This is a genomic window from Thioalkalivibrio sp. ALRh (assembly GCF_000381425.1).
Taxonomy (GTDB): Bacteria; Pseudomonadota; Gammaproteobacteria; order Ectothiorhodospirales; family Ectothiorhodospiraceae; genus Thioalkalivibrio.
This window is the reverse complement of record NZ_KB906524.1, coordinates 134,399-146,713: the sequence shown is the minus strand read 5'-3', so window position 1 is coordinate 146,713 and position 12,315 is coordinate 134,399. Positions and strand designations below refer to the sequence as shown.

Sequence of the window (12,315 nt, the reverse complement as noted above, 5' to 3'; positions counted from 1 at the left end):
CGGCGTCTGCTGGTGCAGCACGGCGCCCGGGCCAGCATGAGCCGGCGGGGTAACTGCTGGGACAATGCGGTGGCCGAACGCTTCTTCCTAAACCTGAAGATGGAGCGCGTCTGGCGACGGGACTATGCCAATCACGGCGAGGCCACCCGGGACATCACCGACTACATCGTCGGCTTCTACAACGAGCGCCGAAGGCACTCGACCCTGGGCTACCTGTCGCCCAACGCCTACGAGCGAAAATGGACAGCCGAAACACCGATCGAGGTGTCCGAAATCACTTGACCACTACACTGCGGCGTTCCGATGTCGCGATGCGCCATCGGTCGAACCATCGTTTCGGATTCCTCGGGTTCGAATCCCGGAACGCTGGGGCTAGAAATGCAAAAGGGGCCACGCAGGCCCCCATGCTGAATCTGGCGGAGAGGGAGGGATTACTCGGCACGATGTGCCTCGCCCTGCGGGCCGTCGCCTGAGGCGACGTTCGGGTGCCGCTTCGCGTCACCCGTCGAACCATCATTTTCTATCCCTCGGGTTCGAATCTCGACACCTTAGGGGACAGACATGCGAAAGGGGCCACTTGGGCCCCCTTGCTTGAATCTGGCGGAGAGGGAGGGATTCGAACCCTCGGTACTCGCGAGAGTACAACGGTTTTCGAGACCGCCCCGTTCGACCACTCCGGCACCTCTCCGAATTGTTGCACCGTGCGGGGTCGAGCCGCGACGGCGGAGCGAATCCTAGCAGATTCGGAGGCTGTAGCGGTAGCGCGTCAGGGCATCAGGCGAGTGATGTGCCAGCCGTTGTCCGCGCGGTGGTACTGGAAGCGGTCGTGCAGGCGGCCGGCGCGCCCCTGCCAGAACTCGAACAGCTCGGGCTGCAGGCGGTAGCCGATCCAGGCGGGATCGCGGGGGATCGCGCCTTCGCGGTACTGCGTTTCCAGCGCCTGGACACGGGCCTCGAGCTCGGCGCGGGTGCCGATGGGCTGGCTCTGGATGGAGGCGGCTGCAGCCAGCTGGCTGGCGCGCGGCCGCTGGGCGAAGTATTCGTCCGCGGCCTCGCCGGGCAGGGCGGTTACGCTGCCTTCGACGCGGATCTGGCGCTCGGTCTCGGGCCAGTAGAACAGGAGTGCGGCGCGCGGATTCTCGGTGAGGTCCTGACCCTTGCGGCTGCGGGAGTCGGTGTACCAGCAGAGGTCTTCGCCCTCCACGTGCTTGAGCAGAACCGTGCGCGCGGAGGGCTGGCCGTCGGCGTCGGCCGTGGCGAGGATCATCGCGGTGGGGTCCGGGTTTCCGGCTTCGCGCGCGTCGACCAGCCAGCGGTCCAGCAGGGTCAGGGGGTTGTCGAGCAGGTCGCGGCGGTGGAGCTCGCCCTGGGTGTAGTCGCGGCGCGTGTGGCGGTGGTCGGTGGTGCTCATCGGGTCTCCCGGAGGCCTTTGTGTCCATAATAAAGGCTGCTATCGCGAACGGCACGGGAAATTTGCGGTGGCTTTGTTGTCACAGGGACAGTACACGACCTGTGTGCCCAAACAGCAAGGAGCGGATGATGGCTGGAGCGAAGATCGCGGCAGTGGAGCCCAAGGGTGTCGAGCTCAAGAAGGGGGAGGAGTACTACTTCTGCCGCTGCGGGCGATCCAAGGACCAGCCATTTTGCGACGGCTCGCACGAGGGTACGGGGCTGGAGCCCATCGCCTTTACTCCCGAGGAAGACGGCGAGGCGTTTCTCTGCCAGTGCAAGCAGTCGGGTGATCTGCCGTACTGCGATGGGACGCACCAGCAGTTCGACGAAGACGATATCGGCACGGAGCCGGAGGCGGACAAGGGTTCCAGCGAGGATGATAGTGACGGTGCACCGGACCCGCGTAACACGGAGACAGAGCCGCATGTCGAACTGATCCATCGCATGGCCCGTTCGGGTCTGGACGAGGTGGGCCACTACGGGCCGACAGTCGCCATGGGCGTGCCGCGCAGCCGGCTCCCGATCTGGGACGACCTGCAGCTGCTGGCGGCGCAACTGGCGAGCCGGCCGTTGCCGGATGGCGCTCCGGTCGAGACGGGGCTGGTGATCGGGCCCGAGGCGAAACGCCCGCTGCAGCTGGATATCCCGATGCTGGTATCGGACATGAGCTTTGGCGCGCTTTCGCGCGAGGCGAAGATTGCGCTGGCACGCGGGGCCGAGCAGGCCGGGACGGGAATCTGTTCCGGCGAGGGCGGGATGCTGGATGCCGAACAGGCGGAGAACTCGCGCTATCTGTTCGAGCTGGGGCCGGCGCGGTTTGGCTATTCCGACGAGGTGTTGGAGAAGGTGCAGGCCTTTCATTTCAAGGCCGGCCAGGCGGCCAAGACCGGTGTGGGTGGCGTGCTGCCCGGGGCGAAGGTGAGCGACGAGATCGCCCGGGTGCGGGGGATCGACGCGGGGCAGGACGCCATCTCGCCAGCCAGCCTGGACGGGTTCGAGACGCCTGCGGATTATCGCCGCTTTGCCGACGAGGTACGGGAGAAGACCGGGGGCATCCCCGTCGGTTTCAAGCTGTCGGCCAATCATATCGAGGCGGATCTGGCCTTTGCCCTGGAGGCGGGGGCGGACTACGTGATCCTGGATGGTCGTGGTGGCGGGACCGGGGCCTCGCCTGCGCTGCTGCGCGACCACATCAGTGTGCCCACGATCCCCGCCCTGGGCCGCGCGCGGCGATTCCTGGACGCCAATGGCGCCAGTGGCCGGGTCACGCTGCTGGTGACGGGCGGGCTGCGCACGCCGGCGGACTTTGTGAAAGCCCTGGCGCTGGGGGCGGACGGTATTGCGCTGGCGAATGCCGCGATCCAGGCGGTGGGCTGCGTGGGTGCGCGGATCTGCCACACGAATCGCTGCCCGTCCGGTGTGGCGACACAGGACCCGAAGCTGCGTGCGCGGCTGGATCCCCAGGAGGGTGGGGAGCGGCTGGGCCGCTTCCTGCAGGCCTCGAGCGAGCTGATGTGCGTACTGGCGCGGGCTTGCGGCCACAACCGTCTGGAGGACTTCGGCCCGAACGACCTGACGACGTTCGACCGCGAGCTGGCGGAACTGGCCGGCATTCAGTATGCGGGGGTGTATCCGAAGTCCTGACAGGGAGCACCCCGGCTGGCACGATGGGCCGCGTTAGCATGCGTTATCGCGGGGCATCGGCAGGCTGCGTAGCATCGCGGGTTTTGGAACGGAGTTCCGTATGTTCTTCCCCGATGTTCGCGCGAGCCATGATCGCTGCATGCGAACCGATGCCTTCCTGCGCCATTTCCGGCTGTTGTTGATGGCGGCGGACCCGCGGATCCCCGAGGTATTTGGCGACAGCGAACCCACGCACCAGGAGCATATCCTCAACGAGTCGGTGCTGGCGGCGCTGGATTTTGCCGAGCGTCGCAGCGATGGTCGGGCTCCGGTGCACACCATGGCCATGGTGCACGGCGCACATGGCCGTGTGCCCGTCGCGCCCGCGCTGAACGATTGCTGGGTCGAAGCCCTGATCGAGGCCGCCCGGGATACCGACCCCGAGTGGCAAGACGAACTGGCCTCGCGCTGGCGCGCGGCGACGGCGCCGACGGTGGATCTGTTTGCCCAGTTGCACTGGGTGGACGCGACGGCTGCCAGGGAAGCTTGATCTGGCTCAATCGCTCGGTCTCCGAGAGGCTCTATCCTTGCGTCTTCTTATGGCCCAGGGATAGTCATGAATTTCTCCGACGTGCACCAGAGCTACGGGCGATGCCGCCGGGCGGGCGACTTCGTTACACGTTTCTACGAACACTTCCTCCAGGCCGACCCACGGGTGAAGACCGCGTTTGGCTCGACGGATCTCTCGCAGCAAAAACGTGCACTCGGGCAGGCCATCTCGACGGCAATCAGCTATGCCGAGGGCGAGAGCTTCGTGGCTTCCACCATGGAGCGCATGGGCCAGGTCCATTCCCGCGAAGGGCGTGTACCCGTGGAGCCGGATCTGTACCCGATCTGGCTGGACTGCATGGTGCGCACGGCTGCCGAGATCGATCCGCGCTGGGAGCCGGATCTGGAACAGCGCTGGCGCGGTGCGATGCAGCCGGCGATTGATCTGTTTGTAAAGCTTTACTGAGGCTGGCCGTACTCGATGAGATTTCGGCCCCGCAAGCGCCGGGGCCGTTTGATTTGGCGGCGTTTCCGGCGTGTAATGCGCGGGTTTGAATCCACCGGCCCCGCGCCGGGAGCCCGAGCCCATGTCCGCTGTCCCTGATTTCCCGCCTTCGCTGTTTGCGCACAAGCCCTATTGGGCCAAGCGCTTCGGTACGGCCCCGTTTCTGCCGACCACCCGCGAGGAGATGGACGACCTCGGCTGGGACAGCTGCGACATCGTGCTGGTCACGGGGGACGCCTATGTCGATCACCCGAGCTTCGGCATGGCGATCATCGGGCGGCTGCTGGAGGCACAGGGCTTTCGCGTCGGCATCATCGCGCAGCCGGACTGGACCTCCGCCGAGCCGTTTCGCGCGCTGGGCCGCCCTAATCTGTTCTTCGGCGTCACTGCCGGCAACATGGACTCGATGGTCAACCACTACACGGCTGACCGGAAGATCCGCTCCAACGACGCCTATACCCCCGGGGATGTACACGGCCACCGGCCGGACCGTGCCGTGATTGTCTACGCCCAGCGCGCCCGCGAGGCGTACAAGGACGTGCCGGTGGTCGCCGGCGGCATCGAGGCGAGCCTGCGCCGCATCGCCCACTACGACTACTGGCAAGACAAGGTGCGGCGCTCGGTGTTGCTGGATGCGCGTGCCGACATCCTGCTGTTCGGCAATGCCGAGCGCGCCCTGGTCGAGCTGGCCCATCGCGTGGCCGCCGGCGAGCACCCGCGGGAGATCACCGACCTGCGGGGTACGGCGTTCCTGCGCGATGCGGTGCCGGGCGGCTATGTGGAGCTGGACTCCAGCGAAGTGGATACCCCGGGCCCGGTGGATGCCAACCCCGACCCGTACGCGATGGTCTCGCCGTCGACCTGTGCCGAGGCCGACACGAAGCAGGAATCGAAAGGTGCCGCCGAGGAGGGGGGCGCTCAGGTCGTTCGCTTCCACCGCGACATCCCGCGCGGGACCCCGCGAGACCAGACGGTCATCCGCATCCCGGCCTTTGAACAGGTCAAGGGCGATTCCGTGCTGTACGCCCATGCCTCCCGCGTGCTGCATCTGGAGACCAACCCGGGCAATGCCCGCGCGATCGTCCAGCGCCATGGCGACAAGGAGGTCTGGCTGAACCCGCCGCCGATCCCGCTGACCACCGCGGAGATGGATGCGGTGTTCGACCTGCCGTATGCGCGTGCGCCGCATCCCTCCTATGGCGATGCGCGTATCCCGGCCTGGGAGATGATCCGCTTCTCGGTGAACATCATGCGCGGCTGCTTTGGCGGCTGTACGTTCTGCTCGATCACCGAGCACGAGGGCCGCATCATCCAGAGCCGCTCCGAGGAGAGCGTGCTCAAGGAGATCGAGGAGATCCGCGACAAGGTCGACGGCTTTACTGGCGTGGTCTCCGATCTCGGCGGGCCGACCGCGAACATGTACCGTCTGGCCTGCAAGGACCCGGAGATCGAGCGCAGCTGCCGCCGGCTGTCCTGTGTCTATCCCGGGATCTGCAAGAACCTCGATACCGACCACACGCCGCTGGTGAACCTCTACCGCAAGGCACGGGCGCTGCCCGGGATCAAGAAGATCCTGATTGCCTCGGGCCTGCGCTACGACCTGGCCGTGGAATCACCGGAGTACGTGAAGGAACTGGTTACCCATCATGTGGGAGGTTACCTGAAGATTGCGCCGGAACATACGGAATCCGGGCCGCTTTCTCGCATGATGAAGCCGGGCATGGGCGCCTACGACCGCTTCAAGGCGATGTTCGAGAAATACTCGAAGCAGGCGGGCAAGGAGCAGTACCTGATCCCGTATTTCATCGCCGCGCACCCGGGTACGTCGGACGAGGACATGCTGAACCTCGCGCTGTGGCTCAAGCGGCACAACTTCCGCGCCGACCAGGTGCAGGCCTTCCTGCCCAGCCCGATGGCGCTCGCAACCGCGATGTGGCACTCCGGGCGGGACCCGCTGCGCGGTATCAAACGCAAGGCCGGGGACCGGGTGCCGGTCGCGCGCGGCGCACGGGCGCGGCGCCTGCACAAGGCGTTCCTGCGCTATCACGATCCGAACAACTGGCCGCTGCTGCGCGATGCGCTCAAGCGCATGGGCCGCGCGGACCTGATCGGCAATGGCAAGCAACACCTGATCCCCACCTGGCAGCCTGCCGGCACCGGCCAGGGTACGGGCGGGGCGAGGGCCGCCACCGGCGGCCGTGTGACCCGCGGCGGCAAGGCCCTGAATAAACGCGGCCAGACTTTCCAGACCCAGCACAAGGGCGTGGAAACCGCCGCACGTCCGGCCGGACCCGGCCCGAAGAAGGGCCCGCCCCGGGCCAAATCCCGCCCGGGTAAGCGCCGGTCGCAGCGTCCGTAGAGCTCCACCTCCGCTACCTGAATTGCGTAGGAGGCCAGCCCTCTGGCCGATGGGGCATGTCCGACACCCGATCGGCCAGGGGGCTGGCCTCCTACAGGGGGTGAGGGCCGGGCCGGGGAAATGCGCTTATTCTGGCCGTTGGGGGTGTCCACCCTTGCCATCCTGCCGCCATGACCCGCGGTCCTAGTCATCGTGTTGCTCTGCCTCCCTGGCATCCCGGATAGCCGCTGCACGGTTGTTGGGGCGCCGGGAGAAGCAATGTCTTGTAGGAGGCCAGCCCTCTGGCCGATGGGGTCTGTCCGGCATCCAATCGGCCAGAGGGCTGGCCTCCTACAGGGGGGGCGCCCCGGGTTGTCAGGGGCGGTGGTCAGCCCTCCTGGGGCTGGCGGTGCGGGCGGGGTGCCGGCTCGGGTACGTGGCCTTCCAGCGACAGGTGCAGGCCGGTGTGTTCCGGGTCGGTGGTGTCGAGCAGATAGAGGTACGGGCCGACGACGTCTTCCGGGCGTGGCAGTTTCTCGGCGTTCTCGGCCGGGTAGTGGCCGGCGCGGAAGCGCGAGCGCACGGGGCCGGTATCGATGCCGTTCACATGGATGAAGTGCTTCTCGTTGCGGTGCTCGCGCGCGAGGATGTCGATCATCGCGTCCTGCGCGGCCTTGGCCATGCCGAACGCACCCCAGAAGGCCTTGCGGCAGTCCTGGGTGGAAACGACCAGGCTGCCGTGCGGGCTGTCTTCCAGCAGCGGGAGCACGGCCTGAGAGAGGAAGAACGGGCCGTGCAGGTTGCTGTTGATGACCTTGAACCACAGCTCGGGGTCGTATCCCTTCATCGGCGTCAGCGTCCCGGCCCAGCCGGCGTGCAGCACCAGCCCGTCCAGGCGCCCGAGGGAGTCGCGGATGTTCTCGGCGAGGTCGCCGTAGTCCTTGACCGTGGCGCCCTCCAGATTGAGCGGATAGATGGCGGGCTGTGGGTGGCCTTCCTGCTCGATCAGGTCGTAGGTCTTCTCCAGCCCCTTGATGTCCTTGTCCAGCAGCACGACGACCGCGCCTGCCGCCGCGCAGGCCTGCGCGATCGCACGTCCGATGCCCGCGGCCGCGCCGGTCACCAGGACCACGCGGTCGTTGAAGGCGCCCGGTTCCGGGCGATAGTCCAGCAGGGCGGGGATGTCGAGATCGGTCAAGGCAGCGTCTCCAGTAGCTTGTGGGCTGATTCTAATCCAGACCGCACGGCGGCTTCGAGGGTCGAGGGCAGGCCCGGCGTCACATAGTCGCCGGCCAGGAACAGTCCGGGCCAGGGGGTGCCGGCCACCGGGCGCAGTGCGTCCAGATCGACGCGGGCATCGATCGTGGCGCGTCTCTCGCACACGACATGACCGGTCTGGGGGATTCCCAGTTCGGGGAAGGTCCGTTCCAGTTCTTCCGCGACGCGACGCCAGCGCTCCTCCGCCGTCATCGCCGGCAGGTCGTCCGCGGTGGAGATCACGACGGCCAGCCAGTGCGGCTCGCCGGCCACCCGGCGGGGAATGAGCCATTGTCCGTGCTGGTCGAGCAGTCCCTGTAGCGGCGGGCGTTCCAGGATCGGGCCGGGGTAGCGCAGGTACACCGTGCAGATGCTGCGCTCGCCCATGGCCACCAGGGCCCGATGGTGGGGTTGCAGCTCGGGGGCCTCGGGCAGGAGTCGGGCAGCCGCGCTGGGCGCGGTGGCGAGGATCACCGCGTTGGCATGGGTGACGCGATGGTTGCGGTCGCGGAGCTGGTAGCGGGCCTCCGTGCCCCCGGATTCGATGGCCACAATGCGCCGCCCGGTCTCGACCGTGGCGCCGCGTTCGCGCAGTTCGCGCAGGGCCGGTTCCGGGTACAGCGATCCCAGTGGCCGGGTCGGGATGAGCAGCCGGGCGTCGTCCGGCCCGTGGTTCAGGGCCAGACGCAGCACGTTCTGGAAGATCTGTGCCGAGGCGCTGCGGGTCGGCGTGTTCATGACTGCGAGGCACAGCGGTTCCCAGAGCTGGCGGATCAGCGTGTCCGGCTGACGGCGGGCCTGCAGCCATTCGAGTACGTCGAGGTCCTCGTCCAGCGGCCGATGCAGGATCGAGGCCGCCCCGAGCAGGGCCGGGAGGCGCCTGTGCAGCGGGGTGTCCGCGAGGCTTTGCCACAGGCCCCTGGCGAGGGCCGGCAGGCGTGGCGACCGGGGCTCCAGGCCAAAGGCCGGATGAGGGCGGCCCGGTGCATGCATGCGCAGGCCGAACGGCAGCGCCGCAAAGGCGCGCTCCGGGTCGGTGCCGACCGAGCGCAGTTGTTCCAGGGTGGCGTGACAGGCGCCGACCAGCACGTGCTGGCCGTTGTCCAGTTCGGCGCCATCGCGGTTCAGGCTGCGGGCCCGCCCGCCCGCGGTGGCGGCGGCCTCGATCAGGTGGACCGCGATGCCGGCCCGGGCCAGGGTCAGCGCGGCGGTCAGACCGGCCCAGCCGGCGCCGAGCACGACGACCGGATGTGATGCGGGAACGGCAGCCATGGGGCGGGCGCGGTCAGCCCGCGCGGCGGTAGTCGCGCTTCAGTCGGCGCGCAGTGCGCCAGGCGATCCACAGCTTGCGGATCGGGGTCAGCCGCACGCGGTGCTCCAGCACGCGATAGCCATCGTCCTGGATCTCGTCGAGCAGGGTGCGATAGATCGCGGCCATGATCAGGCCCGGGCGCTGGGCGTAGCGGTCCTCGGCGGGCAGGTGCTCCTCCGCGCGCTGGTAGTAGCGTCGGGCCCGTTCGGCCTGCTCGGCGAACAGGGCGCGGTGGCGGTCGTCTGTAACGTTAAGCTGGAATTCCTCGGGCTTTACGCCGTGCTTATTCAGCTCGTCCAGCGGGATGTAGACCCGGCCGCGCATCGCGTCTTCGTGGACGTCGCGCAGGATGTTGGTCAGCTGCAGGGCCATCCCCAGGTCATGCGCGTATTTCAGCGTGCGCCGGTCCGAGAAGCCGAAGATATGGGCGGACAGGATCCCGACTACGCTGGCCGCGCGGTAGCAGTACAGCGACAGTGTGGTGAAGTCGGGATAGCTGTCGTAGTCGAGATCCATCTGCATGCCGTCGATAATCTCGTCGAAATACTCGCGGCTGAGATCGAACGGCGCCAGATGCGGTTGCAGGGCCTGGGTGATCGGGTGGCGCGGCTGATGGTCGAACAGACGCTCGATCTCCTCGCGCCACCACTGGAGCTTGGTGCGCGCCACGCTCTCCTCGCTGACTTCGTCGACGATGTCGTCCACCTCGCGGCAGAACGCGTACAGCGCGGTGATCGCACGGCGCCGGTCGGGCTCCAGGAACCGGAATGCGTAGTAGAAGCTGGAGCCGCTCTTCGCGGCCTTCTCCTCGCAATATTCGTCGGGGGACATACGCGCTCGGGATCGGGGTTCCGTCTTGGGACGGCAAGGCTAGCACAGCGGGGCCGGGATGCGGATGGCGACGCTGATCGAAGCCACGTTTGACATACATCAACCGTACCCGGCTGGAGGCCGCGTAGGGTGGGGGTGTCAGGGTGGCGCAAAGGCCCGCCCTCCCGTTGCGGAGAGTCGTATGGAACAACGTCTGGTATTCGATCCCGAGGTGCTGCGCCGCTATGACGTGAGCGGACCTCGTTATACGTCCTACCCAACGGCTCCGCAGTTCCATGAGGGGTTTGACGCGCAGGCCTATGCGCGGGTGGCGCGGGCGACGAATGCCGAAGGTGAAGCGCGCCCGTTGTCGCTCTACGTCCACGTGCCCTTCTGCGACACGGTGTGTTTCTACTGTGCCTGCAACAAGGTGATTACCGGCAATTATCGGCGCGCGACGAGCTATCTCGACTCGCTGGAGCAGGAGATCGCCCTGCAGGGCGGGCTGTTCGATCGCGATCGGCCGGTACGCCAGCTGCACTTCGGGGGCGGGACGCCGACGTATCTGTCCGACGAGGACCTGACCCGGGTCATGAAGGCCCTGGGCCGGCATTTCACGCTGGAGACCGGTCCGGAGCGGGAATTCTCGATCGAGATTGATCCGCGTGCCGTGCGCCCCGGCACCCTGCCGCTCCTGGCGTCGCTGGGCTTCAACCGCATCAGTGTCGGGGTGCAGGATGTCGATCCGGCCGTGCAGAAGGCCGTCAACCGCATCCAGCCGTTCGAGGTCACCGAGCAGGCGGTACGCCAGGCGCGCGAGCAAGGCTTTACCTCCACCAACCTGGACCTGATCTACGGGCTGCCCCTGCAGACGGTCGACACGTTTTCCGCGACATTGGAACGCGTGCTGGAACTGCGCCCGGAACGGCTGGCCGTGTACAACTACGCGCACCTGCCGGAGCTGTTCAAGACGCAGCGCCAGATCCGCGACGGCGACCTCCCGCCGGCCACGGAGCGGCTCGCGATCCTTGAGATGACCATCCAGCGACTGACCGACGCGGGGTATGTGTACATCGGCATGGATCACTTTGCGCTGCCCGATGACGAACTCGCGATCGCCCAGCGCGCGGGCACGCTGCAGCGAAACTTTCAGGGCTACTCGACGCGCGCGGAGTACGACCTCGTGGCACTGGGGCCGACCGCCATTGGCAAGGTCGGGGACAGCTACAGCCAGAACCTGCGCGAGGTCGATGCCTATCAGGAACGGCTGGCATCCGGCCGGCTGCCCGTGTTCCGCGGCCTGGAGCTGAGCGCGGATGACCGCCTGCGGCGCGCCGTGATCAGCGAGTTGATGTGTCACTCGAGGGTCGACTTCGGCGGCATCGAGGCCGCATTCGGCATCGACTTCCGGGAGACCTTTGGCGATGCCCTGGACCGTCTGGCCGAGATGGAGGCCGACGGCCTCGTCACCATCGGCAGCGACTGCCTGGAGGTCCAGCCACGCGGCCGGCTCCTGCTCCGCAACATCGCCATGGCCTTCGACGCCTACCTGAACCGCGAAGCGCAGCGCCGCTACTCCAAGGTCGTCTAGCTAGTGTTACGCCTGCGGCGGCGGGGGCGCAGGCTGTGGGCGAGGATGATCCAGGCGTCGCGGGCGCGCAGGCGCGGGCGGGCGAAGACGTCGTCCTGCTGGCGCAGGCGCCAGAGTACGCGGGCGCCGCCGTTGATGATTGCGCGGATCTCCAGGCCCATGCGTCCGCGCAGCATGCCGCCGAGCGGTGCCCCGGCGCGCAGCAGGCGATCGGCGCGTGCGTACTGGAACTGCATCAGGTTGCGTAACTGAAAGGTCGTCTGGCCGCCCGTGATCATCTCCTCGCTGACGCCGTACTGTGCCATCTCGTTCTGCGGCAGGTAGATCCGGTTGTTCTCGGTGATGTCCTGGTGCAGATCCTGATAAAAGTTGATCAGTTGCAGGGCCGAGCAGACCGCGTCGGAGTAGCCAATCATCTCCTCGGTCGGGTTGCCGTCGAGGTACAGCATCAGCCGCCCGACCGGGTTGGCGGAGCGGCGGCAGTACTCCATGACCTCGCCAAAGGTCGCGTAGCGCTTCTGTTCCAGGTCCTGGATGAAGGCGTCGACCAGATCGACGAACGGGGCGGCGGGCAGGCTGAAACGCTGCCGCGCATCGGCCAGCGCGATCCATTCCGGCTCGGATTCCGCGGCCGGGTCTTCGAGGATCTGCACGCGTTCCTGCATGGCGATCAGGTCGGCACGCCGCTCGTCGACCGGGCGCTGGTCCTCGTCGGCGAGGTCGTCGGCATCGCGAGCGAAGCAGTAGATCGCGGCGACCGGCCCGCGCAGGCGCGCGGGCAGCAGCCAGGAGGCGACCGGGAAGTTCTCGTAGTGCTCCGCCGCACGGCGCTGGCAGTGGCGGTACGCGGCGCGGATGTCGGGGCGGCCCGCCATGCG

At 67.4% G+C, this 12,315-nt stretch carries 11 protein-coding genes, 1 tRNA gene and 1 other RNA gene; 6 read left to right on the top strand and 7 right to left on the bottom strand.

Annotation, left to right across the window (positions count from 1 at the left end; all coding sequences use genetic code 11):
- Positions 1-282, top strand: a 282-nt coding sequence (locus F791_RS0111820; protein ID WP_019592680.1) for an integrase core domain-containing protein, incomplete at its 5' end; no start/stop codon positions are given.
- A gap of 132 nt (positions 283-414) precedes the next feature.
- Here the strand turns inward: F791_RS0111820 and F791_RS13600 are convergent.
- The 3 genes from F791_RS13600 to pdxH all read right to left on the bottom strand — a co-directional run bounded on the left by F791_RS13600 (position 415) and on the right by pdxH (position 1,411).
- A non-coding RNA gene (locus F791_RS13600) (RtT sRNA) lies at positions 415-545 on the bottom strand.
- Positions 546-598: 53 nt separating this feature from the next.
- A tRNA-Ser gene (locus F791_RS0111815) sits at positions 599-688 on the bottom strand.
- A 78-nt stretch (positions 689-766) separates the two neighbouring features.
- Positions 767-1,411: a pyridoxamine 5'-phosphate oxidase gene (gene pdxH, locus F791_RS0111810; protein WP_019592679.1), complete on the bottom strand. Its 645-nt coding sequence runs from the start codon at positions 1,409-1,411 to the stop codon at positions 767-769.
- A 128-nt stretch (positions 1,412-1,539) separates the two neighbouring features.
- On the opposite strand from pdxH, the gene F791_RS0111805 reads away from it, so the two are divergent.
- From F791_RS0111805 to F791_RS0111790, 4 genes are all read left to right on the top strand, one after another.
- Positions 1,540-3,096: a glutamate synthase-related protein gene (locus F791_RS0111805; RefSeq protein ID WP_018994252.1), complete on the top strand. Its 1,557-nt coding sequence runs from the start codon at positions 1,540-1,542 to the stop codon at positions 3,094-3,096.
- Between the two features lie 100 nt (positions 3,097-3,196).
- Positions 3,197-3,625, top strand: a complete 429-nt coding sequence (locus F791_RS0111800; protein WP_018139595.1) for a hypothetical protein — start codon at positions 3,197-3,199, stop codon at positions 3,623-3,625.
- Between the two features lie 66 nt (positions 3,626-3,691).
- A complete protein-coding gene (locus tag F791_RS0111795) occupies positions 3,692-4,090 on the top strand; it encodes a globin (RefSeq protein WP_018994251.1) in 399 nt (132 codons plus the stop codon).
- 121 nt (positions 4,091-4,211) lie between these two features.
- On the top strand, positions 4,212-6,488 hold the full coding sequence (locus F791_RS0111790; RefSeq protein WP_019592678.1) for a YgiQ family radical SAM protein: 2,277 nt from the start codon (positions 4,212-4,214) through the stop codon (positions 6,486-6,488).
- A gap of 367 nt (positions 6,489-6,855) precedes the next feature.
- Here F791_RS0111790 and F791_RS0111785 read toward each other — a convergent pair whose 3' ends face one another.
- From F791_RS0111785 to hpnD, 3 genes are read right to left on the bottom strand one after another with little or no spacing between them, the layout of a single operon-like run.
- Positions 6,856-7,665: an SDR family NAD(P)-dependent oxidoreductase gene (locus F791_RS0111785; protein ID WP_018139598.1), complete on the bottom strand. Its 810-nt coding sequence runs from the start codon at positions 7,663-7,665 to the stop codon at positions 6,856-6,858.
- A complete protein-coding gene (gene hpnE, locus F791_RS0111780; RefSeq protein WP_019592677.1) occupies positions 7,662-8,996 on the bottom strand; it encodes a hydroxysqualene dehydroxylase HpnE in 1,335 nt (444 codons plus the stop codon). The genes F791_RS0111785 and hpnE overlap by 4 nt, the downstream gene beginning before the upstream one ends.
- A 13-nt stretch (positions 8,997-9,009) precedes the next feature.
- On the bottom strand, positions 9,010-9,867 hold the full coding sequence (gene hpnD / locus F791_RS0111775) for a presqualene diphosphate synthase HpnD (RefSeq protein ID WP_019592676.1): 858 nt from the start codon (positions 9,865-9,867) through the stop codon (positions 9,010-9,012).
- 181 nt (positions 9,868-10,048) lie between these two features.
- On the opposite strand from hpnD, the gene hemN reads away from it, so the two are divergent.
- Positions 10,049-11,437 carry an oxygen-independent coproporphyrinogen III oxidase gene (gene hemN, locus F791_RS0111770; RefSeq protein WP_019592675.1) on the top strand — a complete coding sequence of 463 codons (1,389 nt, stop codon included), beginning with the start codon at positions 10,049-10,051 and terminating at the stop codon, positions 11,435-11,437.
- Here hemN and hpnC read toward each other — a convergent pair.
- Entirely contained in the window at positions 11,434-12,312 is an 879-nt protein-coding gene (gene hpnC, locus F791_RS0111765) for a squalene synthase HpnC (protein ID WP_018995359.1), read from the bottom strand. The two genes, hemN and hpnC, sit on opposite strands and share 4 nt — an antisense overlap.
- Between the last annotated feature and the right edge of the window lie 3 nt (positions 12,313-12,315).

What these genes read in the sequence shown, in the direction of transcription:
- pdxH (WP_019592679.1), bottom strand. Translation starts at nt 1,411, where the DNA reads ATGAGCACCACCGACCACCGCCACACGCGCCGCGACTACACCCAGGGC.
- hpnD (WP_019592676.1), bottom strand. Translation starts at nt 9,867, where the DNA reads ATGTCCCCCGACGAATATTGCGAGGAGAAGGCCGCGAAGAGCGGCTCC.
- F791_RS0111805 (WP_018994252.1), top strand. Translation starts at nt 1,540, where the DNA reads ATGGCTGGAGCGAAGATCGCGGCAGTGGAGCCCAAGGGTGTCGAGCTC.
- F791_RS0111795 (WP_018994251.1), top strand. Translation starts at nt 3,692, where the DNA reads ATGAATTTCTCCGACGTGCACCAGAGCTACGGGCGATGCCGCCGGGCG.
- hpnE (WP_019592677.1), bottom strand. Translation starts at nt 8,996, where the DNA reads ATGGCTGCCGTTCCCGCATCACATCCGGTCGTCGTGCTCGGCGCCGGC.
- F791_RS0111800 (WP_018139595.1), top strand. Translation starts at nt 3,197, where the DNA reads ATGTTCTTCCCCGATGTTCGCGCGAGCCATGATCGCTGCATGCGAACC.
- hpnC (WP_018995359.1), bottom strand. Translation starts at nt 12,312, where the DNA reads ATGGCGGGCCGCCCCGACATCCGCGCCGCGTACCGCCACTGCCAGCGC.
- hemN (WP_019592675.1), top strand. Translation starts at nt 10,049, where the DNA reads ATGGAACAACGTCTGGTATTCGATCCCGAGGTGCTGCGCCGCTATGAC.
- F791_RS0111790 (WP_019592678.1), top strand. Translation starts at nt 4,212, where the DNA reads ATGTCCGCTGTCCCTGATTTCCCGCCTTCGCTGTTTGCGCACAAGCCC.